Origin of the sequence: Streptomyces sp. C10-9-1 (assembly GCF_024497955.1) — a bacterium.
In the GTDB taxonomy this organism is placed as follows: Bacteria; Actinomycetota; Actinomycetes; order Streptomycetales; family Streptomycetaceae; genus Streptomyces; species Streptomyces sanyensis.
The window spans coordinates 1-24767 of sequence record NZ_JANHKP010000006.1 but is presented as its reverse complement, the minus strand read 5'-3'; the positions used below and the strand labels follow the sequence as shown (position 1 = coordinate 24767).

The following is a 24767-nucleotide window of genomic DNA, read 5'->3' as shown; positions in this document are numbered from 1 at the left end:
GGGGCCCGGTGCCGACGGCGGTGCCCCGGTCGGCGCGGGCCCCGGGCACACGGCGACGCGACGAGCACACGGAAGGGCGCGCACCATGACGGACCAGCCTCGCGAGCAATGGGCCACCCGCACGGGCTTCCTGTTGGCGGCCATCGGCTCCGCCGTCGGGCTCGGCAACATCTGGCGCTTCCCCGCCATCGCCTACGGCAACGGCGGAGGGGCCTTCCTGCTGCCCTACCTCGTCGCCCTGCTGACCGCGGGCATCCCGCTGCTGATCATGGAGTACAGCATCGGGCGGAAGTACCGCATGTCGCCCCCCGCGGCCCTGCGGCGGATGTCGCGACCCGTCGAGGCCATCGGCTGGTGGCAGGTGGTGATCTCCTTCGTGATCGCCACCTACTACGCCGTCATCATCGCCTGGGCCGTCCGCTACGTCGGCTTCTCCTTCGGGCAGCAGTGGGGCGACGACCCCGAGGCCTTCCTCTTCGCCGACTTCCTGCGGGCGCCGGACACCCCCGGCTTCATGGACGGCTACGTTCCCGGCATCGTGTGGCCGCTGATCGCCGTCTGGATCGTCGTGCTGGTCATCCTGGCCTTCGGTGTCCGGCGCGGCATCGAGCGCGCCAACAAGCTCTTCATCCCCCTGCTGGCGGTGCTGTTCGTCGCCCTGGTGATCCGGTCGCTCACGCTCGACGGCGCGGCGGCCGGACTGGACGCCCTCTTCTCGCCCGACTGGTCCGAACTCGGCAACGGCAGCGTCTGGGTCGCCGCCTACGGCCAGATCTTCTTCTCGCTCTCGATCGGCTTCGGCATCATGGTCACCTACGCCTCCTACCTGGGGCGCCGGGCCGACCTGACCGGCTCCGCGATGGTGGCGGGCTTCGCCAACAGCTCCTTCGAGATCCTTGCCGGCATCGGCGTCTTCGCCACCCTCGGCTACCTGGCCACCGCCGCCGGGGTCGGGGTCGACGAGGTCGCGGGCGCGGGTATCGGCCTGGCCTTCGTCGCCTTCCCGGCCGTCATCTCCGAGATGCCGCTCGGCGGCCTGTTCGGCGTGCTGTTCTTCTGCTCGCTGGTGATCGCGGGCCTCTCCTCGCTGATCTCCATCGTGCAGGTGGTCGTCTCGGCCGTGCAGGACCGCACCGGGATGCGCCGGATGCCGGCCGTGTTCGGCGTCGGCGGCCTCGTCGCGCTGGTGTCGATCCTGTTCTTCCCCACGGAGTCCGGGATCTTCCTGCTCGACGCCTCCGACCACTTCATCAACCAGTACGGCATCGCCCTGGCCTCGCTGGTCGCGCTGGTCGTCATCGCCTGGGTGCTGCGGCAGCTGCCCGCCCTCCAGCAGAACGCCGACGCCACCTCCGCCATCCGGCTCGGCCACTGGTGGCGGATCTGCCTCGGCGTCATCACCCCGCTGGTGCTCGGCTGGATGATGGTCGACAGCCTCCGGGCGGAGTTCGAAGAGAACTACGAGGGCTACTCGACCGGGTTCCTGCTCTCCGCGGGATGGAGCGTCGCCATCGGCGCGCTGCTGGTCGGCGTGATCCTCACCCTGATGCCCTGGCCGGCCGGCGGTGAGGACATCGACCTCGACATGGAAGCCCCCGCCGACCGGAAGGACGTCTGATGTCCGCCAGTGCCATCGTCATGATGATCGTCGCCATCGTCATCGTCTGGGGCGGGCTGATCGCCGCGATCCTGCGCCTGCGCAGCCACCCCCAGGAGACGGAGCCCATGCCGCCCGGCGTGCACCGGGCGGAGTGAGCGGCCTCGGCCGCACACGGGTCCGGGGCCCGGTGGACCGCCGTACGGCGGTCCACCGGGCCCCGGACCCGTCACGCCTCTACAGGCCGTAGCGCTCGCGCGCCTCCTTCACCGCGGAGGCGGGAACCTCGCCGCGCCGGGCGAGCTGCGCCAGCGCCGCGACGGCGATCGACCGGGCGTCGACACCGAAGTGGCGGCGCGCTGCCTCACGGGTGTCGGAGAGGCCGAAGCCGTCCGTGCCGAGCGAGGACCAGTCCTGCTCCACCCACTGGCTGATCTGGTCGGGCACCTGCCGCATCCAGTCGGAGACCGCGAGGACCGGGCCCGGGGCGCCTTCCAGCGCCCGGGTCACGTACGGGGTGCGCTGCTCGCCGCGGAGCAGGGCCTCGTCCGCCTCCAGCGCGTCGCGGCGCAGCTCGCCCCAGGAGGTGGCGGACCAGACGTCGGCGGCCACGTTCCAGTCCTCCGCGAGCAGCTCCTGCGCCTCCAGGGCCCAGTGGATCGCGGTGCCCGAGGCGAGCAGCTGCAGGCGCGGCGCGTCCTCGCCCGCGGACCCCTCCCTGAACCGGTACAGGCCCTTGACGATGCCCTCCTCGACGCCCTCCGGCATGGCGGGCTGCGGCTTCGGCTCGTTGTAGACCGTCAGGTAGTAGAAGACGTTCGGGTCCTCGCCGGGGGCTGCCTCCCCGTACATCCGGCGCAGGCCGTCCTTGACGATCACGGCGATCTCGTAGGCGAAGGCCGGGTCGTAGTTGAGCGAGGCCGGGTTGGTGGCCGCGATCAGGTGGGAGTGGCCGTCGGCGTGCTGGAGGCCCTCGCCGGTGAGCGTGGTCCTGCCCGCGGTGGCACCGACGATGAAGCCCTTGCCCAGCTGGTCGGCGAGCTGCCACATCTGGTCGCCGGTCCGCTGCCAGCCGAACATCGAGTAGAAGATGTAGAAGGGGATCATCGTCTCGCCGTGCGTCGCGTAGGACGTGGCGGCGGCGATGAAGTCGGCCATGGCGCCGGCCTCGGTGATCCCCTCGTTGAGGATCTGGCCGTCGGTGGCCTCCTTGTAGTACATCAGCTGGTCGCGGTCGACCGGCTCGTACGTCTGGCCCAGCGGCGAGTAGATGCCCGCGGAGGGGAACAGGGACTCCATGCCGAAGGTGCGGGCCTCGTCCGGGACGATGGGCACCCAGCGCCGGCCGGTCTCCTTGTCCCGCATGAGGTCCTTCACCAGGCGGACGAACGCCATGGTGGTGGCCATCTCCTGCTTCCCGGAGCCCTTCTTCAGCGCGGCGAAGGCGCGCTCGGAGGGCTCGGGCAGGGCGGGGACCGGGTGCACGCGGCGGGCCGGTGCGGGGCCGCCGAGGGCGGCGCGGCGCTCGGCGAGGTAGCGCACCTCGGGGGAGTCGGCACCCGGGTGGCCGTAGGGGACCAGGCCGTCGGCGAAGGCGCTGTCGGGGATCGGGAGCCCGAGCAGGTCGCGCATGCCCTTGAACTCGTCGAGCGTCAGCTTCTTCATCTGGTGGTTGGCGTTCTTGGACTCGAAGCCCTTGCCCAGCGTGAAGCCCTTCACCGTCTGGGCGAGGATCACGGTCGGCGCGCCCTTGTGGGAGAGGGCCGCCTGGTACGCCGCGTACACCTTGCGGGCCTCGTGGCCGCCGCGGGAGGTGTGGAAGCACTCGGAGATCTTGGCGTCCGTGAGCAGCTTCGCCAGCTCGGCGAGAGCCGGCTCGGCACCGAAGAAGTGCTCGCGGATGTAGGAGGCGTCGCGGGTGGCGTAGGTCTGGAACTGGGCGTCCGGGACCTCGCGGAGCCGGCGGACCAGCGCGCCGGTGGTGTCGAGCCGGAAGAGCTCGTCCCAGGCGTTGCCCCAGAGGGTCTTGACGACGTTCCACCCCGCGCCGCGGAACTGGGCCTCCAGCTCCTGCACGATCTTGAAGTTGGCGCGGACCGGGCCGTCGAGGCGCTGGAGGTTGCAGTTGACCACGAAGGTCAGGTTGTCCAGGCGCTCGCGGGCGGCGAGGGCCAGCGCCGCGGTCGACTCGGGCTCGTCCATCTCGCCGTCGCCGAGGAAGGCCCAGACATGGGAGCCCGAGGTGTCCTTGATGCCCCGGCCGGCGAGGTAGCGGTTGAACCGGGCCTGGTAGATCGCCGAGAGCGGGCCCAGGCCCATGGAGACGGTGGGGAACTCCCACAGCCAGGGCAGCCGCCGCGGGTGCGGGTAGGAGGGCAGTCCGGCGCCCCCCGCCTCCTGGCGGAAGTTGTCCAGGTGCGCCTCGGTGAGGCGCCCGTCGAGGAAGGCGCGGGCGTAGATGCCGGGGGAGGCGTGGCCCTGGATGTAGAGCTGGTCGCCGCTGCCGTCCCCCTCCTTGCCGCGGAAGAAGTGGTTGAAGCCGGTCTCGTAGAGCCAGGCGGCGGAGGCGAAGGTGGCGATGTGGCCGCCGACGCCGAACCGGGATCCACGGGTCACCATGGCGGCCGCGTTCCAGCGGTTCCACGCCGTGATGCGGGCCTCCAGCTCCTCGTCGCCGTCGGGGGCGGGCTCCGCGGAGGTCGGGATGGTGTTGACGTAGTCCGTCTCCAGCAGGCGGGGCAGGGCCACGCCCGCCTTCTCGGCGTGCTGGAGCGTGCGGCGCATCAGGTACGCGGCGCGGTGGGAGCCGGCGTGCTCCGCGACGGCGTCGAGGGACGCCGCCCACTCGGCGGTCTCCTCGGCGTCGCGGTCCGGGAGCTGGTCGAGCTCGCTCGGAGGCATGCCTACGGGGTCGGTCATGATCGCCGCCTTCCGGACAGGAGGGGGGTGGAGAAAGGGGGTGCCGTGTCTGGCAGGACAGGGCGAACGGGTCGGTGGACCCGCCGAAGACTGTAAGACGCTGATCGATGATCGATCAAAGCCTGGGCTGAAATTGGCATCGAGTGCCGCAAAAATGGGCACGCTGTGCCGCCGCAAATCGGGTGTAACGGGCGCTGACCTGCGCGTTCGAGCGCCCGGGGCGCCATCGGAGCGGGACCTCGGACCAGGGGCCGGGAGGCCCGGGATCCCGCCTGAAGCGGCCGCGGCCCCTCAGGCGCGGGGGGCGCAGCCGAGCACGTGGGCCTTGACCAGGGAGCCGATCTCCGGGTCCCTCCGCCGGAACGCCTCCACCAGGTCCTGGTGCTCCTCCGCATAGGACTTCTGCACGGTGCCCAGCCACCTGATGGACAGCGCGGTGAACACCTCGATGCCCAGCCCCTCCCAGGTGTGCAGCAGCACGCCGTTCCCGGCCGCCTTGACCAGCTCCCGGTGGAAGGCCACGGTGTGCCTCACCTGCCCCGTCCCGTCGGCGAGCCGGTCGGCCTCGTAGAGGGCCGCCACATGGGGCTCCAGGGCCGAGCAGTCGTCCGCCAGCCGGTCCGCCGCCAGCTCCGCCGCGATCTGCTCCAGGCCCGCCCGGACGGGATAGCTCTCCTCCAGGTCCGCCGCCGTCAGGTTGCGCACCCGCACCCCCTTGTTCGGGGCCGACTCGATGAGCCGCAGCGACTCCAGCTCGCGCAGGGCCTCGCGCACCGGCGTCTGGGAGACCTCCAGCTCGGTGGCGATGCGGCGCTCCACGATGCGTTCCCCGGGCTTCCAGCGGCCGCTGACGATCCCCTCCACGATGTGCTCGCGGATCTGGTCGCGGAGCGAGTGGACGACGGGGATGGTCATGAAGGGCTCCTTCAGGCCGCGTTGACCGCGCCGGCCCTGAGACAACGCGCTGGCCCTTAGACAATACGGCGGCGCCCCCGCCGGGATGTACTCCCGTGCGGGGGCGCCGCAGGTGAGGCTGGTTACAGCCGGGCCCCTCAGAGACCCAGCTCGACCTCGAACTCGCCCGCCTCCAGGATCGCCTTGACCGCCGACAGGTAGCGGGCGGCGTCGGCGCCGTCCACCAGGCGGTGGTCGTAGGAGAGGGTCAGGTAGGTCATGTCGCGCACGCCGATCACGGTGCCCTCGGCGGTCTCGATGACCGCCGGGCGCTTCACCGTGGCGCCGATGCCCAGGATCGCGACCTGGTTCGGCGGAACGATGATCGTGTCGAACAGCGCGCCGCGCGAACCGGTGTTGCTGATGGTGAAGGTCGCACCGGAGAGCTCGTCCGGGGTGATCCTGCTCTCCCGGACCTTGCCCGCCAGCTCGGCGGTGGCCTTGGCGATGCCGGCGATGTTCAGGTCGCCCGCACCCTTGATGACCGGGGTCATCAGACCCTTCTCGGAGTCGACGGCGATGCCGACGTTCTCCGAGTCGAAGTACGTGATGGTGCCCTCGTCCTCGTTGATCCGGGCGTTGATGACCGGGTGGGCCTTCAGCGCCTGGGCCGCCGCCTTGACGAAGAACGGCATCGGGGACAGCTTGACGCCCTCGCGGGCGGCGAAGCCGGCCTTGGCCTGCTCGCGCAGCTTCATCAGCTTGGTGATGTCGACCTCGACGACCGAGGACAGCTGCGCCTGGCCGTGCAGGGCCTTCATCATGTTGTCGCCGATGACCTTGCGCATGCGGGTCATCTTCACCGTCTGGCCGCGCAGCGGGGACGCCTCCAGCGACGGCGCCTTCGACGCCGCGGGGGCGGCGGCGGGGGCCGGTGCCGGGGCCTTGGCGGCCTCCGCGGCGGCGATGACGTCCTGCTTGCGGATGCGGCCGCCGACGCCGGTGCCCTTGACCGCACCGAGGTCCACGCCGTTCTCCGCGGCCAGCTTGCGCACCAGCGGGGTGACGTAGGCGTCGCTCGCCGGGGCACCCGTGGGCGCGGGGGCCGCGGCAGGTGCGGGCGCCTGGGCGGCCGGAGCGGGGGCCGGTGCCGGTGCCGCCGGTGCCGCGGGGGCGGGGGCCGCGGCAGGCGCGGGTGCCGGTGCCGGCTCGGGAGCCGGAGCCGGTGCCGCCGGTGCCGCCGGTGCCGCCGGGGCGGCGGCCGGGGCCGCGCCCTTCGCGCCGATCACGGCCAGCTTGGCGCCGACCTCGGCCGTCTCGTCCTCGCCGACCACGATCTCCAGCAGCACGCCGGAGGTGGGGGCGGGGATCTCGGTGTCGACCTTGTCGGTGGACACCTCCAGCAGGGGCTCGTCCTCCGAGACCTCCTCGCCGACCTCCTTCAGCCAGCGGGTGACGGTGCCCTCGGTGACGCTCTCGCCGAGCGCCGGGAGGACCACGTCGGTGCCCTCGGCCGAACCGCCGGCGGCCGGGGCCTCGGCCGGAGCGGCCTGCGGGGCCTCGGCTGCGGGCGCCGGGGCGGCCTGCGGGGCCTCGGGGGCGGGGGCCTCGGCGGCGGCCGGGGCCGGGGCGGCGGCGGGGGCGCCGCTGCCGTCGTCGATGACCGCCAGCTCGGCGCCGACCTCGACCGTCTCGTCCTCGGCGACCTTGATCGACGCAAGCACGCCGGACGCGGGGGCGGGGATCTCGGTGTCGACCTTGTCGGTCGACACCTCCAGCAGCGGCTCGTCGGCCTCGACGCGCTCGCCCTCGGCCTTCAGCCAGCGGGTGACAGTGCCCTCGGTGACGCTCTCGCCGAGCGCCGGAAGGGTTACGGAAACCGCCATGGTTCCAGTTGCTCCTAACAGAAGTGCGGTGGTGGTCTGTCGCGCCCGTGACCGACTAGTCGTGGGAGTGCAGCGGCTTGCCGGCGAGGGCCAGGTGGGCCTCGCCGAGGGCCTCGTTCTGCGTCGGGTGCGCGTGGACGAGCTGCGCGACCTCGGCGGGCAGGGCCTCCCAGTTGTAGATCAGCTGCGCCTCGCCGACCTGCTCGCCCATACGGTCACCGACCATGTGGACGCCGACGACGGCACCGTCCTTGACCTGCACCAGCTTGATCTCGCCGGCGGTCTTGAGGATCTTGCTCTTGCCGTTGCCCGCGAGGTTGTACTTCAGGGCGACGACCTTGTCCGCACCGTAGACCTCCTTGGCCTTGGCCTCGGTGATGCCGACGGAGGCGACCTCCGGGTGGCAGTACGTCACCCGGGGCACGCCGTCGTAGTCGATCGGCACGGGCTTGAGGCCGGCCAGGCGCTCCGCCACCAGGATGCCCTCGGCGAAGCCGACGTGGGCGAGCTGGAGCGTGGGGACCAGGTCGCCCACCGCGGAGATCGTGGGGACGTTGGTGCGCATGTACTCGTCGACCAGGACGTAGCCGCGGTCCATGGCGACGCCCTGCTCCTCGTAGCCCAGGCCCTGCGAGACCGGACCGCGGCCGATGGCGACCAGCAGCACCTCGGCCTCGAAGGTCTTGCCGTCGGCCAGGGTGACCCGCACGCCGTTCTCGGTGTACTCGGCCTTCTCGAAGAAGGTGCCGAGGTTGAACTTGATGCCCCGCTTGCGGAACGCGCGCTCCAGGAGCTTCGAGCTGTTCTCGTCCTCGACCGGGACCAGGTGCTTCAGGCCCTCGATGACCGTGACCTCGGTGCCGAAGGACTTCCACGCCGAGGCGAACTCGACGCCGATCACGCCGCCGCCGAGGATGATCGCGGACTGCGGGACGCGGTCCAGGGTCAGGGCGTGGTCGGAGGAGATGACGCGGTTGCCGTCGATCTCCAGCCCCGGCAGCGACTTCGGCACGGAGCCGGTCGCCAGCAGGACGTGGCGGCCCTGGACGCGCTGGCCGTTCACGTCGACGGAGGTCGGCGAGGACAGCCGGCCCTCACCCTCGATGTAGGTCACCTTGCGGGAGGCGACCAGGCCCTGCAGGCCCTTGTACAGGCCCGAGATCACGTCGTCCTTGTACTTGTGGACGCCCGCGATGTCGATGCCCTCGAAGGAGGTCTTCACACCGAACTGCGCGGCCTCGCGGGCCTGGTCGGCGATCTCACCGGCGTGCAGCAGGGCCTTGGTGGGGATGCAGCCGTTGTGCAGGCAGGTGCCGCCCAGCTTGTTCTTCTCGATCAGTGCGACGTCCAGGCCCAGCTGAGCTCCGCGGAGGGCCGCAGCGTAACCGCCGCTACCGCCGCCGAGGATCACTAGGTCGAAAACGGTGCTGGCGTCGTTCGCCACGTCACGTCCTCCATGCATGTGCGCCGTTCGCCGGGTCCCCTTCCCTTGCGGGGGACGACCGGCCGGTCGGCTGGTGTGCGGCCGCTTGTCTTCGGCCCTGTGGTGGGGGCCCTGTCCTGCCGGGAACCCATCTTCGCACTTGTCGGCCGACGGTGGGACGCGGGGCCGCCGCTTGGGACGGTGAGCTTGCGCTCGTCTCCGGTTACCCGCGCGTACCCCGGACTCCCGCAGAGGGGAACACCCCGGCGGGCGCCGTTCTTCCCGCGAGGGGGGAACGGCGCCCGCCGGGGTGCGGTGCCTGCGGGGCCGGGAGCGTCAGCCCAGGTCACCGGCCGCGGTGCGCTCCGCCAGCCGCACCAGCGTCCGGACCGAGGAACCGGTGCCGCCCTTGGGCGTGTACCCGTAGGGGGCGCCCTCGTGGTAGGCCGGGCCCGCGATGTCCAGGTGCGCCCAGGTGATGCCCTCGCCCACGAACTCCTTCAGGAAGAGGCCGGCGACCAGGCCGCCGCCCATCCGCTCTCCCATGTTGGCGATGTCGGCCGTGGGGGAGTCCATGCCCTTGCGCAGGTCCGCGGGGAGCGGCATCGGCCAGGACGCCTCGCCGGCCTCCTCGGCCGTCTCGTGGAGCGCGGCGCGGTAGTCGTCGTCGTTGGCCATGATCCCGAAGGTGCGGTTGCCCAGGGCGAGCACCATGGCACCGGTCAGGGTGGCCACGTCCACGATCGCGTCCGGCTTCTCCTCCGAGGCCTTGGTCAGCGCGTCGGCGAGGACCAGGCGGCCCTCGGCGTCCGTGTTGAGGACCTCCACGGTCTTGCCGCTGTACATGCGCAGCACGTCGCCGGGGCGGGTGGCGGAGCCGGACGGCATGTTCTCCGCCAGCGCCAGCCAGCCGGTGACGTTGACCGCGAGGCCCAGGCGGGCGGCGGCGACGACCGCGGCGAAGACCGCGGCGGCACCGCTCATGTCGCACTTCATCGTCTCGTTGTGGCCGGCCGGCTTCAGGGAGATGCCGCCCGAGTCGTAGGTGATGCCCTTGCCGACCAGCGCGAGGTGCTTGGCGCCCTTGGCGTGGGTGTAGGAGAGCTTGACCAGGCGCGGCGGGTTCTGCGAGCCCTGGCCCACGCCCAGGATGCCGCCGAAGCCGCCCTTGAGCAGGGCCTTCTCGTCGAGCACCTGGACCTTGAGGCCGTGCTCCTTGCCGGCCGCGGTGGCGATCGCCGCGAAGGCCTCGGGGGTGAGGTCGTTCGGCGGGGTGTTGATCAGGTCCCGGGCGCGGTTGATCTCCTCGGTGAGCGCGAGCGCCCGCTCGGCCGCGGCCTTGAAGGCCTTGTCGCGCGGCTTGGCGCCCAGCAGGGCGACCTCGGCCAGCGGCTTCTTCGCGCCCTTGCCGTTCTCCTGGTAGGCGGTGAAGGCGTAGGCGCCCAGCAGCGCGCCCTCGGCGACGGCCGCGGCGTCCTCGGCCTCCTCTATCGGCAGTGCGAAGGCGGCCTTCCTGGACCCGCTCAGCGCCCGGGCGGCCGTACCCGCCGCCCTGCGCAGTGCCTCGGTGCCGTAGGCGTCGCCCTCCTCGGGCTCCGGGCCGAGGCCGACGGCCAGGACGACCGGCGCCCGCAGGCCGTCCGGGGCCGGGAGCTTGGTCACCTCGCCCTCGCCCCCGCTCGCACCGAGCGTCTCCAGGACCGTGGCGAGCTTGCCGTCGAACGCCTGGTCCACCGCCTCGGCGCCCGGTGCGAGGACCGGCCCCTTCGCGCCCTTGGCGACCCCGACGACGACGGCGTCGGCGCGCAGCGTCGCTGCGCCTGCGGTGCTGAGAGTGAGAGCAGTCACGGTGGTGAAATCTCGCTTCCTTCAGTTCCGGGCTTCCGGGGCCTTGCGTCAGCAGGCGGCCCGGGGCCGGAAGACAGACCCCTGGTAGGTGGCACGGTGACGGATCCCGCCGCCATGCCGCAGGAGAGCCTACGCGGGGTCGCGCCCTGCGCTCACGGCGGCGGGCGTTCACTCGTCCGTGGTGTCTCTCGCCGTTTTCAGACGAAGAAGGCTTGATCTGAGCCAGAATCGGCGCGTTCGGGCAGGGGCCTCACCGCTCCTTCGCTCCGTCTTCACATGTCCTCCGCCCTGCTCAGGGCGGGTGGAGGGCGTTCGACAGCGTCCTGGGGAGGACGCACAAGGGGGGAACATGACCCTGCGGACATCACGCACGGGCCGGCTGGCCGCCACCGCCGCGGTCGCGGCCGTGCTGGCGACCGGACTGCCTGCGGCGGCCGGGGCCGCGCCCACGCCGCGGATCGACCTGACCGTCCTGGTCGTGGACGACGGCCTCGGCACGGTCGACGCGATCGTGTCGGAGCTGGAGGCCACCGGAGTCGCCTACCGCACCGTCGACCTGAACGACCCGGACCGCCCCCGGGTCGACGCCGCGTTCCTGAGCGACACCGTCGACGGGCGGCCGCGCGCACGCTTCCAGGGCGTCGTCGTCCCCGACGAGGACCCCTTCGGGGCCTACTCCGAGACCGGTGCCGCGGAGAACGCGGCCCTCTTCGCCTACGAGCGGACCTTCGGCATCCGCCAGGTGGACGCCTACACCTGGGCGCACCCGGGCGTCGGCCTGGACTACATCGACTCCGGGGGCCACGCCGGCGTTCTCGACGGCGTCGCGAGCGAGGTCACCACCCAGGGCCGCGGCGGGGCCTTCGGCTACCTCGACGGCACGGTCGTCTTCGAGGACGTCGCCCCCGGCGTGAGCGAGAGCTACGGCTACGCGGCCCGCGGCCGCGAGGGCTACACGAGCTTCCTGGAGATGCCCCTGCCGGAAGGGGGCCGGGCCAGCCTGATGGGCGAGTACACCCACGACGGGCGCAGCGAACTCGTCGTCACCTTCGCCTACAACCGCCACCAGCGGCAGTTCCGGGTCCTCGCCCGCGGCATCGTCGACTGGCTCACCCGCGGCGTCCACCTCGGGCAGAGCCGCAACTACCTCTCCGTGCACGTGGACGACGTCTTCGCCGCGGACGCCCGCTGGGACACCGAGCGCAACTGCACCCCCGGCGACATCGACTGCGCGGGCGGCGGCGGGCAGGAGGTCCCCGACATCCGCATGACGGCGGCCGACGCCGCGTACGCCGCCGACTGGCAGCGCGCCTCCGGCTTCACCCTCGACATGGTGCACAACGCGGGCGCCGGCGAGGACTGGAAGGCCGAGCACGGGGGCAGCGACCCGCTCACCGACCGGCTGCTGGCCGACCGCCACGAGTACCGCTGGATCAACCACACCTACACCCACCCCTTCCTCGGCTGCGTGCAGGACGTCTCGGTGGTCCCCTGGCAGTGCGAGCGGGACGCCTCGGGCGCGGTCCGCTGGGTGAGCCGGGAGGAGATCTCCGGCCAGATCCGCGACAACCACGACTGGGCGGTGCGGCACGGCCTGCCCGTGGACCGTACCGAACTGGTCACCGGTGAGCACTCCGGGCTGAGGACCCTGCCCCAGCAGCCCGTGGACAACCCCCACCTGGCGCCGGCCCTCGCCGACAACGGCGTGCGGTGGATCGCCTCCGACAACTCGCGCGAGCCCGCCCAGCGGCCGGTCGGCTCGGCGCTGACCGTGCCGCGCCACCCGGTGAACGTCTACTACAACGTCGGAACGGCCGCGGAGATGGCCGACGAGTACAACTGGATCTACACCTCCGCCGCCGACGGAGGCAGCGGGATCTGCGAGACCCACGCGGCCTCCACCTGCCTGGACGAACCCCTGGACACCGCCACCGGTTTCACCGGGCACATCGTGCCCCAGGAGGCGCACACCGCGCTCTCCCACGTCGTCTCCAACGACCCCCGCCCGCACTACGTCCACCAGTCCAACCTGGCCGAGGAGCGCCTGCTCTACCCGGTGCTGGACCGCGTCCTCGCCGGCCACCGGGACCTCTTCGCCGACAACACCCCGCTGGTCAACCCGCGTCAGCGGGAGGTGGGCGCCGAGTTCGCCCGCCGCGCCGCGTGGGAGGAGGCGCTCGCCGACGGCAGGGTCACGGCCTACCGGATCGGGGACACGGTGACGGTCAAGGCCCCGCGCGGCGTCGCCGTCCCCGTCACCGCACCCGAGGGCACCCGCAGGCAGCTGCTCCTGGGCAGCGTGCGCTTCGGCGAGGCCTACGCGGGCACCCGCTCCGCGTGGACCGAGCCGGCCCTGCTCCAGTCGTCGATCACCCTGCGGCTCCCGTCCTCCTGAGCAACCGGCGGCAACAGGCCGCCCCGGCACGGGGGTCATCCCAGCGCGAGCACCACCAGCGCGGCGGTGGCCCCCGTCTCCGCGAGGGCGCCGAAGACGTCGCCGGTCACTCCGCCCAGGCGCCGTACGCAGCGGTGCAGCAGCAGCTGCCCGGCGGCGAGCGCCACCAGCACGGCCGCCGCCGCCCGGGCGGCGGCGGCCGGACCGCCGAGCAGCCCCCCGGCCCCGGCGGCGGCCCCCGTCACCAGCGCCGCGGCCGCGAGGGCCCCCGCCACGGGGACGACCGAGGCGACCGCCGCGCCCAGACCCTCCGGGCGGGCCGCGGGCACCCCCGCCCGGGAGGCGAGGGTGAGCGTGAGCCGGGCCGCCACGGCCGCGAGGACCGCGGCCGCCGCGCCGTGCGCCCAGCCCCGGGCGAACAGCTCCGCGAGCGCGGCGGTCTGGGCGAGCAGCGCCAGCACCAGGGTGACCACCCCGAACGGCCCGATGTCCGACTGCCGCATGATGCGCAGGGCGTCCTCGGCGGGCCTGCCGCTGCCCAGCCCGTCCGCCGTGTCGGCCAGGCCGTCCAGATGGAGTCCGCGGGTGAGCGCGGCCGGGACGGCCACCGCGGCGACGGCGGCCAGGGGCGCGCCGGCGCCCAACAGGGCGAGCGCGGAGCCCGCCGCGGCGGCCGCCGCGCCCACCACGAGGCCGGCGAGGGGGGCGCTGAGCATCCCGGCGCGCGCGGCGGCGCGGTCCCAGCGCGTCACGCGCACGGGGACGACGGTCAGGGTGCCGAAGGCGAAGCGGATGCCGTGCAGTGCAGTCACGGCGCGAGGGTAGCCCGCCGCTCCGGACGGTAAGTTGCGCATAACGCGCGAAACGGGAGCAGAGGGTATGGGTCACTGGTTCTATCGCAACATCGTCGAGCCGGGGAAGCTCCCCATGTTCCTGGCGCTGGCGTCCTTCGTCCTGACCTTCGCCGTCACCCGGGTCGTGGTCCGGATGATCCGGGCCGGCAAGGGGCCCTTCCGCAACGTCACGCCCGGCGGGATGCACATCCACCACGTGGTCCCCGGCGTCGTGCTGACCGTCATCGGCGGCTTCGGTGCCGTCGGGAGCGCGCGCCAGGGGGTGGGCCTGGCGGTCTGCGCGGTGATCTTCGGGATCGGCGCGGGCCTCGTCCTGGACGAGTTCGCCCTGATCCTCCACCTCGACGACGTGTACTGGAGCGAGCAGGGCCGCCAGAGCGTCGAGGTCGTCGTGCTCGCCACGGCCCTCGCCCTGCTCACCCTCAGCGGTGCCTCCCCGCTGGGCGTCAACGGGCTGACCGACGAGGAGCAGCAGGGCCGCGCCTCGCTGATCGCCACGCTCATCGGCAACTTCGTCTTCGTCATCGTCTCGTTCGCCAAGGGCAAGCTCCGCCTCGGGCTCATCGGCACCCTGGTGCCCCTGGTCGCCCTCGTCGGAGCGGTGCGGCTCGCCCGTCCCGACTCGCCCTGGGCCCGCCGCTTCTACCGCAACCGGCCGCGGGCCAGGGCGCGGGCCACGCTGCGGGCCGTCCACCACGACCGCAGGTGGGCCAAGCCGCGCCGTGCCCTCCAGGACCTGATCGGCGGGGCGCCGGACCGCTCCGAGGAGCCCGGGGCGCCCGACGGGGAACGCTGACGCCGCCGCTGCCGCAGTGCGTCCCCCGCGCACAGCACCAGCGCCGCCGCGATCGCCGCCAGATGCTCCTTGCCCGCGAGGTTCGGCTTCACCGCCGCCTCGACCACCATGGCGGCGACCACCGCGGCCCCGGTCAGCCGGGCCCGGTAGCGGTGGCAGACCCACACGGCGACCCCCACCACCGCGGCCGAGGGCCCCGTGTCCGCGATCCGCGCGTCCGAGGCGGGCAGCCCGAGCAGGGCGTCCGGGCCGAGCGCCACACCGATGCGGGCGTACGCCGACCCCGCGAGGGTGGAGAGGCAGGCCACGGCGAGCAGGGCCCGGCGCCCGACGGCGATCTCGGCGATCCCGAAGACCACCAGGAGCTGCGCCAGGGCCCCCCACACGGGCAGGTCGAGCGCGGGCACGAACAGGGACAGCGGGGTGCGCAGCAGCGCGAGCCAGAGGGGGTCCTCCGCCCTGACGAAGCCCGCGTCCCGGACCAGGCCGAGGCCCGCCGGCGTGTGCTGGAGCAGATAGCAGGCGCCGGTCAGCCCCACCGCCGCCAGCGTCACGGGGACCGCGCGCAGGCGCCGGGCGGCGAGGCCCCGGCGCACGGCCGCGTACAGCGGCCCCCCTTCCCGGCGGGCGAAGGCGGCGGCCCTCCTGCGCGGCCCCGCCGCCGGCCTCACCGCCGGCGCCCCGGCCGGCGGCCCCGGCGCGGCCGCCCGGGGAGGCCCGGCGCCCGGCACGGCGGCTGACGTCTCGAACAGCATGGATCGCGGCTCCCGGATCGGTCGGTACGGGGCGTGCGCCCGGTACGGGGGCCCGGTCCGGCACCGGTGGGAGAAGGAGCCGGGCAGCCCGCGGCCCCCGGCACCCGTCCCGCGCCGGTTCGCGGCCCTGTCCGAAGACCGGTCCGGACAGCGCGGAGTTCAGCGCGACCGGAGTGATCCCCGTCTCCCCGGCTCCGGGCCTTCCCGGCGGTCCCGGGTGCGGGCCTTCCCCGCCGCAGGGGCCCGCCGCACGAGGCCCCCACCGCACCCGGCAGGTCGGGGGAAGGACGCGGTGCGACGGACCGACGGCGGCCCGCGGTGGGCGTGTCCCGCGGCGGAGCGCCCCGCCGCGGGGACGGACGGCAGCGTGCCAGCACGGGTGACGGCCAGGTCCTGACCGAGGCCCCGGAACCGGCTCCCGGGGCGGCCTTCCCCGGGCCCCTACTCCGCGGCGGCCGGCTCCGCGGCCCGCTCCGGCAGCTCCGCCGCCAGCCGTGCGGCCGCCCGGACCAGGGGCAGCGCCAGCATCGCCCCCGCGCCCTCGCCCACCGTCACACCGTGGTCCAGCAGCGGCACCATCGCCAGCCGGTCCAGCGCCTTCGCCTGCGCCGGCTCCCCGCTGAGCTGACCGGCGAGCCACCAGTCGGGCGACCGGAAGGCGGCCCGCTGCGCCACCATGCCGCAGGCGGCCGACACCACTCCGTCCAGGACCACCGGCATCCGCCGCACCGAGCTCTGGAGCAGGAAGCCCGTCATCGCGGCGAGGTCGGCGCCGCCGACCGCCGCGAGCAGCTCCAACTGGTCGCCGAGGACCGGCCGGGCACGCCGCAGCGCGTCCCGCACCGCCGCGCACTTGCGCATCCACGCCAGGTCGTCGATCCGCACGCCGCCGCGGCCCGTCACCACCGAGGCGTCGGTGCCGCAGAGCGCGGCCACCAGGACGGCGGCCGCCGTCGTGCCGCCGACGCTCAGGTCGCCCAGTACCACCAGGTCCGTTCCCGAGTCCGCCTCCTCGTCGGCCACCGCCATGCCGAGGCGGACCGCGCGCTCCGCCTCCTCGACGGTCAGCGCGTCCTCGGAGCCGATGCTCCCGCAGCCCCGCCGCACCCGGTGGCGCACGACCTCCTCGGGCAGCAGCTCCTCGTCGCAGTCCAGGCCCGCGTCGACGATCCGCACCGGGACGCCCTCGGCGCGGGCCAGCACCGCCACCGGCCGCTCGCCCTCCAGCACCGCCCGCACGAGTTCGTGCGCCGTGCCGTACTCCCGCGCCGAGACACCCAGCCGGGCCACGCCGTGGTCGCCGGCGAAGAGCACCGCGCGCGGACGCTCGACCGCCCGCGCCGGTACCCGGGCCTGGGCCGCGGACAGCCACTCGGCCAGCTCGTCGAGGCGCCCCAGCGCACCGGCCGGCACGACCAGGCGCTCCCGCCGTTCCTCGGCCGCACGCCGGATGCCGCCGTCGGGGCGCTCGATCAGATCGGAGAAGTCGTCGAGATTCAACCTGCTCATTCGCCGAACAGTACCGGCAGCGGCGCACGCCGCGGTGGGCCGCGCTCCTTCCGCGTCCGCCCGCCGGAGCCTCAGCGCCGCAGGACCAGTGCCTGGCCCGCCACCACCAGCAGCACCTGCTCGCACTCCGCCGCGAACGCCGCGTTCAGACGGCCCAGTTCGTCGCGGAAGCGGCGTCCCGAGGCCGTCGCGGGCACCACTCCCGAGCCCACCTCGTTGGTCACCGCGACCACCGTGCGCTCCGTGGCGCGGACCGCGGCCACCAGGGCGGCCGTCCGCTCGCGCAGCTCCCGCTCCCCGCCGTCGGCCCACCGCGCGTCGTCCCAGGCGCCCGCCCGGTCCATCGCGTCGGTCAGCCACAGCGACAGGCAGTCGATCAGCAGCGGGGGGCCCTCGGCCGCGAGCAGGGGCACCAGCTCGCGGCTCTCCTCGGTCAGCCAGGTGCCGGGGCGGCGCTCGCGGTGGGCGCCGACCCGGGCGGCCCACTCGGCGTCCCCGTCCCGCGTACCGCCGGTGGCCACGTACACGACGCCGGGGAAGGCCGCCAGGCGCCGTTCCGCCTCCAGCGACTTGCCCGAGCGCGCCCCTCCCGTCACCAGGGTCCGCCGGGGCACGTCCGGCACGGCGTGGTACTCGCCGACGGCGAGCGTGGTCCCGTCCGGCACCGCCCGGGCGCCCGAGGCGGCCAGCCGCCGGGCCAGCTCCGGCCCCCCGGGCGCCTCGTGGCCCAGGTGCACGGCGACCACGTCCGTGGTCGCGCCGACGGCCCCCGCGGCCCGCAGGCGGGCGAGGCCGTCCGGGCGGCCCTCGACGTCCGCGAGGACCATCTCGTAGGGGGCCGAGCCCTCCGCGAGCCCGGCGGGCGCGGCCAGCGGGGGGAGGTAGAGCAGCCGCTCGCCCTCCGGGGAGGTGACCTCGTAGCCGGTGCCCGGGTGGTCGACCGGCATCGCGCGCACCCGGTGCCCGCTGATCAGGGTCAGCACCCGCCCGTCCGGCACCCGCCCGGCGGTCGGCAGCCCGGCGGGCAGGTCCACCGCCGGACCGTCGTGCGGGTGGGTCAGCAGGACCTGGCGGACCCCGGCCAGCGAGTGCCCCGCCCGTGCCGCCGCGAGCGCCGCGCCGGGGGTGAGGTCGAGCAGCAGGGCGCCGTCCACCAGCAGGGCCGTCGGGGCACGGGCCTCCGTGCCGCGGGCGGACCCGCAGACGGCGCAGGGGCAGTCGGGGAGGGGGAGGCCGGCGGGGGCGCCGGTGCCGAGCAGAGTCACGTCCACGCCCCTGATCCTCCCGTGTCCCCGCGACGGGTGCGCGCCCGGCTACGCTGCGGGCAGCACGACAGTGATCAGTGGCACGAGCCGGGTACCCGGGAGGCGCACATGGCATGGACGTGGCGGTTCGAGAAGGCGGACGGCACCGAGGTGCCGCCGGCGGTGGAGCCCGAGGAGTTCACCACCCAGGGCGATGCCGAGTCGTGGATCGGGGAGTACTGGAAGCAGCTCCAGGAGGGCGGGGCCGACCAGGTCGTGCTCTCGGAGGACGGGGCGGTGGTCTACGGGCCGATGAGCCTGCACGCCGAGGAGGCGTGAGGCGCTGACGGGCGTGCGGGCCCGGCGCCGCCCGGGCCCGCACGCCCGTCCCGCGGGCCGCTCCCGCGCGGGAGCGGCCCGTCAGACCTCGCCGAGCGTGACCTCGGCGGTGCGCTGGGCGCTGCCCCGGGTGTAGCGGACCGCCACCCGGTCCCCCGGCTGCTCCTGGGCCAGCGCCTCGGCCAGGGTGGTGATCGTGGTGACCTCGGCGTCGCCGAGGCGGGTGATGACGTCCCCGGCCCTGAGCCCCGCCCGGTCGGCCGGGCCGCCCGGGACCACCTCGACCACCGCGACCCCGGAGGGGTTGTAGTCGTCGTCGAGGACGGTGCGGCCGGTGATGCCGAGCGCGGCCCGGCCGGAGTCGGTGACCCGGCCCGAGGCGATGATCTGGTCCGCGACGGTCGTCACCATCGACGCGGGGATGGCGAAGCCGATCCCCGCCGCGGCGCCCTCGCCGAGGCCCGGGTCCCGCGCCGCCAGCGTGGGGATGCCGATGACCTCGCCGTCCAGGTCGACCAGGGCGCCCCCGCTGTTCCCGGGGTTGATCGCGGCCGAGGTCTGCACCATGTTCGGGATGGTCGCCCCGGCGCCGCCGCCGGAGGCGTCGGCCGTCACCGTGCGGCCGGTCGCCGAGACGATGCCCTGGGTCACGCTGCCGGCCAGGCCCAGCGGGGAGCCCATGGCGAGCACGATCTGCCCGACCTCCACCGAGGCGGAGTCGCCGAAGGACGCGGGGCGCAGACCGTCCGGCAGGTTCCCCAGCCGGATCACGGCCAGGTCCTGCTCGGGGTAGGCGGACACCAGGGTCGCCGGCAGCGGCCGGTCCCCGGTGGCCACGGTGACCCGGAAGGACCGCGCGGCGCCGACCACGTGCGCGTTGGTGACGATGTGGCCCCGGTCGTCGTAGACGATGCCCGAGCCCAGGCTGTCGCCCGCCTCGATCTGCACGACCGACGGAAGGACCCGGGTGATGACGGACTGGTAGTCGTCCTCCAGTTCGTTCGCGGCGGCCGGGGCCGCGGCCCGCGCACCCCGGCTCGGCGCCGGCGCCGCCTGCGGCACGGGCGGGGCCGAGCAGCCTGCCGCGAGGACGGCCGCGCCCAGTGCGGCCGCCGCGGCCACCGGGAGCCGCCGGGAGGGCGCGCGGTACGGGGGAGCGCTCATGCCCGGAGTATCCCTTTCGCGGCGGCGGGCCTGCCCGTCGTGCACCGCCGAACAGGGGGCCGCGGCAGGATGCCGCCGCATCGCCGGGCGGGCGGCCGCGGGGCGCCCCGCCGGTCTCCGGCGGGCCGCCCGGTACGGCGCCCTAACCGCGGCGGACGCCGCACAGGTGCAGCAGCGCCGCCACCCGGCGGTAGGGGTCGGTGCGGCCGGCCCGCTCCTCCGCGGCCAGCAGCCGCTGGAACTCCTGCGCGGGCGGCAGGGGAGCCTCGTCGTCGGCGCCGTCGGTGAAGACCCGCACGCCGTACCAGGCGTGCAGGGGCGCGTTGCCCCCCTCCAGCGTGGCCGTCAGGGCCCCGAGCCGTTCGGCGCGCACGCTGAGGCCGAAGCGGTCCGTGTAGGTGTCCGAGGCGAAGGCCGCCTGTGCCGCGGCCCAGTTCCCGGCCAGTCCCGGGCGCATGGCCAGGGCGTCGCCGTTGCGCACCACCAGCGACAGCAGGCCGCCGGGTGCCAGCATCCGGGCCAGACCCGCCAGCATGGCGTCCGCGTCCGCGGCGTACATCAGCACGCCGTGGCAGAGCACCACGTCGAAGGCGCCGGGCAGGAAGTGCACCCCGGTGTCCCGGCCGTCGCCCTCGACGAACCGGACCCTCGCGCGGATCCCGGCCGGTTCGGCGGCCAGCGCCTCGCGGGCCGCCTCCAGCAGTGCGGGGTCCGACTCCAGGCCGGTCACCGCGTGCCCGGCGCGGGCCAGCCGCAGGGCCTGAGCCCCCCGGCCCGTTCCCACGTCGAGCACGCGAAGGCGCTGCCCGACCGGGTAGCGGGCCGTGATCTGCTCCTCCAGCTGCCGGGCGACCAGCTCCTGGCGCACGGCGTCCCGCAGGCCGCCCGCGGCAGGGGGGCGGCCCGCGGGCACCTCCACGGGGGCGGGGTCCGTCCCCGCCACGGGGCCGGGGACGGGTGAGGCAGCGGTGCTCAGGGCCGTTCTCCGCGCTTGACCTGCGGCTTGGGCAGCCGCAGCCGGCGCATCTGGAGGGTGCGCATCAGGCCGTAGGCGACGGCACCGCGCTTCGGCTCGTCGGGGAAGCGCTCCCGCAGCTGCTTCTTCAGGCGGATCGCGAGGCCGATCGAGTCGACCACGATCATCACGATCACACCCAGCCACAGCAGCAGGGCGATGTTCTGGAGCTGCGCGACGCGCACCATGCTCAGCACCAGGATCACCACCGCGAGCGGCAGGAAGAACTCGGCGATGCAGAAGCGCGAGTCCACGAAGTCGCGGACGAAGCGCCGCACCGGGCCCTTGTCCCGGGGTGGCAGATAGCGCTCGTCACCGGTGGCCAGCGCCTCGCGCTGCCGCGCCAGGTCCGCGCGCCGGGCCTCGCGCTGGCGGCGCATGGCTGCCTTGCGGTCCAGCGGCGCGCTGTTGGCACGGGCGCGCCGCTGCCCTTGTGCCTCGCTGCGCTTCGGCGTCGGGCGGCCCTTGGGGGCCTCGGGGTCTCGGGGCTGCTTGGAGAGGTCCGCCGTCACCTTGCCGGTGGGGGCCTTCTCTTCCTTGGAACGGCTACGGAACACGAAACCCAAGGGTACGGGGTGGCGGGCATGGACCCGCCGTCCGCGGGGAACGATCCCGCAACGGCACGCGTCCGTACAGGACGGAAACACCACACAGCGGACGCGGGTCGGCGGACCCTGACCGGTCTTCTACTCCTTGGGCCGGATCAACGCCGTCCGCAGTCGTCCTTGGGGAGGAGCGCATCCGCTCCCGAACAGTGCGGTAATGGATGCAGGGCCCGTACTGTGGGTTCTGTTGGAGTGCCGAAGCCCAGTCCGTCAGAAGGGGGCGCGCGAAGCCCATGAGCGGTGTCATGAAGCGTATGGGGATGATCTTCCGCGCGAAGGCGAACAAGGCCCTGGACAGGGCCGAGGACCCGCGCGAGACCCTTGATTACTCCTACCAGAAGCAACTGGAGCTCCTCCAGAAGGTTCGCCGGGGCGTCGCGGACGTCGCCACCTCCCGCAAGCGCCTGGAGCTCCAGCTCAACCAGCTCCAGGGCCAGTCGACCAAGCTGGAGGACCAGGGCCGCAAGGCGCTCGCGCTCGGGCGCGAGGACCTGGCGCGCGAGGCGCTCTCCCGCCGCGCGGCGCTCCAGCAGCAGGTCACCGACCTGGAGACGCAGCACCAGACCCTCCAGGGCGAGGAGGAGAAGCTGACCCTCGCCGCGCAGCGGCTCCAGGCCAAGGTGGACGCCTTCCGCACCAAGAAGGAGACCATCAAGGCCACCTACACCGCCGCCCAGGCGCAGACCCGCATCGCGGAGTCCTTCTCCGGCATCTCGGAGGAGATGAGCGACGTGGGCGTCGCCATCCAGCGGGCGGAGGACAAGACGGCCCAGCTCCAGGCGCGGGCCGGCGCCATCGACGAGCTCCTGGCCTCCGGCGCCCTCGACGACCAGTCGGGGCTGGCCAAGGACGACCTCCAGGCCGAGCTGGACCGGCTCTCGGGGGGCACGGACGTCGAGCTGGAGCTCCAGCGGATGAAGGCCGAGCTGGCCGGCGGCCCGGCCCAGCAGCAGGCCATCGAAGGCGGCGCGGACCGCCAGGAGGGCAACGCCCAGCAGCAGGGCACGCCCCGGTTCGACAAGCAGTGACGGCGCTCCGGGCCCGCCCGGGCCCGGTATCGGCAGCGAAGGATCTCGACATGATCGTGCGGATCATGGGGGAGGGCCAGCTGGAGGTGGCGGAGAGCCACCTGGCCGGCCTCGACAAGCTCGACGACGAACTGCTCGCGGAGATGGAGAGCGGTGACGGGCCCGGCTTCCGCCGGACCCTGCACGAGCTGCTCGACCAGGTGCGCGCGTACGGAACCCCCCTCCCCGAGGACTTGCTCGAACCGTCGGAGCTGATCCTCCCGGCCCCGGACGCGACCCTGGAGGAGGTCCGCGCGCTCCTCGGCGACGACGGCCTGATCCCCGGGCCCTGATCCGGTGCGGGGCACCCGGGCCCCGGCGGCCCGGGGCGGCACTCCACCCCCCGCTCCCCGGCACCCGCTCCACAAGGCGCCGCCGTGCCCCGCACGGCGGCGCCCCGCACATCCCGGCCCCGCCGGAGCCCCCACCGGGCCGGGCGCCACCGCGTAACGTTGCGCCCCGTGACCTCTCTCGCCGACCGGTGCGCCGGAGCCCGGCGCCGGCTGCGCAGGCATCCCGCGGCCTTCGACGGCGCCCTCGCCCTCGCCGTGCTGCTGTGCATGGCGGCCGCGTCCTTCACCGACCCGCACGGGCCGCACGGGCCGACCTTCGGCACCCGTGCCCCGGAGCCGCTGAGCGCCGTGCTGATGGTGCTCGCCGCCTCGGCGCTCGTGCTGCGCCGCCGCCGGCCGTTCGCGGTGCTCGGGGCCACGACGGCCCTCGCCGTGCTGGAGCTGGTGGCCGAGGACCCGGCGGCCCCCGTCGCGATGAGCGCCGTCGTCGCCCTGTTCACCGTGGCCGCGCACACCGACCGCCCCACCACCCTGCGGGCGGGGCTGCTGACCATGGCCCTGCTCACCGGGGCCGCGATGCTCTTCGGCACCCTTCCCTGGTACTCCCAGGAGAACCTCGGCGTGCTGGCCTGGTCGGGGCTCGCCGCCGCGGGAGGGGACGCGGTCCGCAGCCGCCGGGCCTTCGTCGACGCCATCAGGGAGCGGGCCGAGCGGGCCGAGCGGACCCGGGAGGAGGAGGCCCGCCGCCGGGTGGCCGAGGAGCGGCTGAGGATCGCCCGCGACCTGCACGACGTCGTTGCCCACCACATCGCCCTCGTCAACGTCCAGGCCGGAGTGGCCGCCCATGTCATGGACCGCCGGCCGGACCAGGCCAGGGAGGCGCTGGCCCATGTCCGCCAGGCGGGCCGCTCGGCCCTGGAGGAGCTGCGGGCCACCGTGGGGCTGCTGCGCCAGGGCGACGACCCGGAGGCGCCGACCGAGCCCGCCCCCGGCCTCGGCCTGCTCGCCGAGCTCGCCGAGTCCTTCGGCCGGGCCGGTCTGGCCGTCGAGGTGGCCCGCGCCGACGAGGGCGCCTCGCTCCCCGCCGCCGTGGACCTGGCGGCCTACCGGATCATCCAGGAGTCGCTGACCAACGTGCACAAGCACGCGGGGGCCGGGGCGAGGGCCGAGGTCAGCGTGGTGTCCGTGGGCGACACCCTGGAGATCACGGTGCTCGACGACGGCACCGGAGCGGCCCCGCCCGACGGGGGCGGCCACGGGCTGGTCGGCATGCGCGAGCGGGTCACCGCCTTCGGCGGGGTGCTCACGGCCGGCCCCCGCCACGGGGGCGGCTTCCGGGTGCAGGCGATACTTCCCCTGACCGCCCGCGCCGCCCGCCTCGGGTCCGCGGGCCGACCGGTCCCCGCGGGGGGACCCGCCGGCACGGGGGAGGACGCGTGACGATCAGGGTGCTGCTCGCCGACGACCAGGCGCTGCTGCGCAGCGCCTTCCGGGTGCTGGTGGACTCGGAGCCGGACATGGAGGTCGTCGGCGAGGCGGCCGACGGGCACCAGGCGGTGGCGCTGGCCCGCTCCGAGCTGCCCGACGTGGTCCTGATGGACATCCGGATGCCGGACTGCGACGGCCTCGCCGCGACCCGCAGGATCAGCGCGGACCCGGGGCTGTCCGGCGTGCGGGTGGTCATCCTGACCACCTTCGAGGTGGACGAGTACGTCGTGCAGGCGCTGCGCGCGGGGGCCTCCGGCTTCCTCGGCAAGGGCGCCGAGCCGGGTGAGCTGCTGAACGCCGTCCGGGTCGCGGCCGGGGGCGAGGCGCTGCTCTCGCCGGCCGCCACCAAGGGGCTGATCGCCCGGTTCCTCGCGCAGGGCGGCGGGTACGGCGCGGGCGACGGCGTGCCCGACCCCGGCGGGCGGCTCGCCGCGCTCACCGGGCGCGAGCGGGAGGTGCTCGTCCTGGTGGCGGGCGGCCTGTCGAACGACCGCATCGCCGAGCGGCTGGAGGTCAGCCCCCTCACGGTGAAGACCCATGTGAACCGGGCCATGGCCAAGCTCGGCGCCCGGGACCGCGCGCAACTGGTGGTCACGGCCTACGAGTCGGGCCTGGTCCGCCCCGGGGCGGACTGACCGCCCGCCCGGGGCGGGCGGTCAGCGTGCGGGCCCGGGGC

20 protein-coding genes and 1 pseudogene are annotated in these 24767 nt (G+C 74.4%); 9 read left to right on the top strand and 12 right to left on the bottom strand.

The window, feature by feature from the left end; genetic code table 11:
- Nucleotides 1-85 precede the first annotated feature (85 nt).
- The gene (locus tag NPS70_RS09870; RefSeq protein WP_256523739.1) at nt 86-1618 is read left to right on the top strand and encodes a sodium-dependent transporter; all 1533 of its coding nucleotides are present in this window, start codon (nt 86-88) and stop codon (nt 1616-1618) included.
- The gene (locus NPS70_RS09865; protein WP_256523738.1) at nt 1618-1755 is read left to right on the top strand and encodes a methionine/alanine import family NSS transporter small subunit; all 138 of its coding nucleotides are present in this window, start codon (nt 1618-1620) and stop codon (nt 1753-1755) included. Before NPS70_RS09870 ends, NPS70_RS09865 begins: the two co-directional genes overlap by 1 nt.
- A 79-nt stretch (nt 1756-1834) precedes the next feature.
- Here NPS70_RS09865 and aceE read toward each other — a convergent pair whose 3' ends face one another.
- The 5 genes from aceE to NPS70_RS09840 all read right to left on the bottom strand — a co-directional run bounded on the left by aceE (nt 1835) and on the right by NPS70_RS09840 (nt 10567).
- Nucleotides 1835-4516: a pyruvate dehydrogenase (acetyl-transferring), homodimeric type gene (gene aceE / locus NPS70_RS09860; protein WP_256523737.1), complete on the bottom strand. Its 2682-nt coding sequence runs from the start codon at nt 4514-4516 to the stop codon at nt 1835-1837.
- Nucleotides 4517-4807: 291 nt separating this feature from the next.
- Nucleotides 4808-5431 carry a GntR family transcriptional regulator gene (locus tag NPS70_RS09855; RefSeq protein ID WP_256523736.1) on the bottom strand — a complete coding sequence of 208 codons (624 nt, stop codon included), beginning with the start codon at nt 5429-5431 and terminating at the stop codon, nt 4808-4810.
- 137 nt (nt 5432-5568) lie between these two features.
- Complete coding sequence (sucB, locus tag NPS70_RS09850; RefSeq protein WP_256523735.1) at nt 5569-7296, bottom strand: 2-oxoglutarate dehydrogenase, E2 component, dihydrolipoamide succinyltransferase; 1728 nt, start codon at nt 7294-7296, stop codon at nt 5569-5571.
- 55 nt (nt 7297-7351) lie between these two features.
- Nucleotides 7352-8740, bottom strand: a complete 1389-nt coding sequence (lpdA, locus tag NPS70_RS09845) for a dihydrolipoyl dehydrogenase (RefSeq protein WP_256523734.1) — start codon at nt 8738-8740, stop codon at nt 7352-7354.
- A 315-nt stretch (nt 8741-9055) separates the two neighbouring features.
- Nucleotides 9056-10567, bottom strand: coding sequence for a leucyl aminopeptidase (locus tag NPS70_RS09840; protein ID WP_256523733.1), 1512 nt, complete (start codon nt 10565-10567; stop codon nt 9056-9058).
- Between the two features lie 349 nt (nt 10568-10916).
- Between NPS70_RS09840 and NPS70_RS09835 the strand changes: the two genes are divergently transcribed.
- Nucleotides 10917-12962 carry a hypothetical protein gene (locus NPS70_RS09835; RefSeq protein ID WP_256523732.1) on the top strand — a complete coding sequence of 682 codons (2046 nt, stop codon included), beginning with the start codon at nt 10917-10919 and terminating at the stop codon, nt 12960-12962.
- Nucleotides 12963-12997: 35 nt separating this feature from the next.
- Here the strand turns inward: NPS70_RS09835 and NPS70_RS09830 are convergent, their stop codons facing one another.
- The gene (locus NPS70_RS09830; protein WP_256523731.1) at nt 12998-13774 is read right to left on the bottom strand and encodes an adenosylcobinamide-GDP ribazoletransferase; all 777 of its coding nucleotides are present in this window, start codon (nt 13772-13774) and stop codon (nt 12998-13000) included.
- A 67-nt stretch (nt 13775-13841) separates the two neighbouring features.
- On the opposite strand from NPS70_RS09830, the gene NPS70_RS09825 reads away from it, so the two are divergent.
- The gene (locus NPS70_RS09825) at nt 13842-14612 is read left to right on the top strand and encodes a hypothetical protein (protein WP_308314995.1); all 771 of its coding nucleotides are present in this window, start codon (nt 13842-13844) and stop codon (nt 14610-14612) included.
- Here the strand turns inward: NPS70_RS09825 and NPS70_RS09820 are convergent.
- From NPS70_RS09820 to NPS70_RS09810, 3 genes and pseudogenes are all read right to left on the bottom strand, one after another.
- A pseudogene (locus NPS70_RS09820) lies at nt 14549-15283 on the bottom strand (hypothetical protein); the annotation flags it as partial. The gene NPS70_RS09825 and the pseudogene NPS70_RS09820 overlap by 64 nt on opposite strands.
- 525 nt (nt 15284-15808) lie before the next feature.
- Complete coding sequence (locus NPS70_RS09815) at nt 15809-16867, bottom strand: nicotinate-nucleotide--dimethylbenzimidazole phosphoribosyltransferase (RefSeq protein WP_256524012.1); 1059 nt, start codon at nt 16865-16867, stop codon at nt 15809-15811.
- A gap of 80 nt (nt 16868-16947) precedes the next feature.
- On the bottom strand, nt 16948-18147 hold the full coding sequence (locus NPS70_RS09810; RefSeq protein ID WP_256523729.1) for a bifunctional adenosylcobinamide kinase/adenosylcobinamide-phosphate guanylyltransferase: 1200 nt from the start codon (nt 18145-18147) through the stop codon (nt 16948-16950).
- 102 nt (nt 18148-18249) lie between these two features.
- Between NPS70_RS09810 and NPS70_RS09805 the strand changes: the two genes are divergently transcribed.
- Nucleotides 18250-18459 carry a hypothetical protein gene (locus NPS70_RS09805; protein WP_256523728.1) on the top strand — a complete coding sequence of 70 codons (210 nt, stop codon included), beginning with the start codon at nt 18250-18252 and terminating at the stop codon, nt 18457-18459.
- An 81-nt stretch (nt 18460-18540) separates the two neighbouring features.
- Here NPS70_RS09805 and NPS70_RS09800 read toward each other — a convergent pair whose 3' ends face one another.
- The 3 genes from NPS70_RS09800 to NPS70_RS09790 all read right to left on the bottom strand — a co-directional run bounded on the left by NPS70_RS09800 (nt 18541) and on the right by NPS70_RS09790 (nt 21195).
- A complete protein-coding gene (locus NPS70_RS09800; RefSeq protein WP_256523727.1) occupies nt 18541-19623 on the bottom strand; it encodes a S1C family serine protease in 1083 nt (360 codons plus the stop codon).
- Nucleotides 19624-19765: 142 nt separating this feature from the next.
- Nucleotides 19766-20536 carry a class I SAM-dependent methyltransferase gene (locus tag NPS70_RS09795; protein ID WP_374211975.1) on the bottom strand — a complete coding sequence of 257 codons (771 nt, stop codon included), beginning with the start codon at nt 20534-20536 and terminating at the stop codon, nt 19766-19768.
- 59 nt (nt 20537-20595) lie between these two features.
- Entirely contained in the window at nt 20596-21195 is a 600-nt protein-coding gene (locus tag NPS70_RS09790) for a DUF3043 domain-containing protein (RefSeq protein WP_256523725.1), read from the bottom strand.
- 281 nt (nt 21196-21476) lie between these two features.
- On the opposite strand from NPS70_RS09790, the gene NPS70_RS09785 reads away from it, so the two are divergent.
- From NPS70_RS09785 to NPS70_RS09770, 4 genes are all read left to right on the top strand, one after another.
- A complete protein-coding gene (locus tag NPS70_RS09785) occupies nt 21477-22271 on the top strand; it encodes a PspA/IM30 family protein (RefSeq protein WP_256523724.1) in 795 nt (264 codons plus the stop codon).
- A 50-nt stretch (nt 22272-22321) separates the two neighbouring features.
- Entirely contained in the window at nt 22322-22603 is a 282-nt protein-coding gene (locus tag NPS70_RS09780) for a hypothetical protein (RefSeq protein ID WP_256523723.1), read from the top strand.
- 168 nt (nt 22604-22771) lie between these two features.
- Complete coding sequence (locus NPS70_RS09775) at nt 22772-24043, top strand: sensor histidine kinase (protein ID WP_256523722.1); 1272 nt, start codon at nt 22772-22774, stop codon at nt 24041-24043.
- Entirely contained in the window at nt 24040-24726 is a 687-nt protein-coding gene (locus tag NPS70_RS09770) for a response regulator transcription factor (RefSeq protein ID WP_256523721.1), read from the top strand. The genes NPS70_RS09775 and NPS70_RS09770 overlap by 4 nt, the downstream gene beginning before the upstream one ends.
- Nucleotides 24727-24767 lie beyond the last annotated feature (41 nt).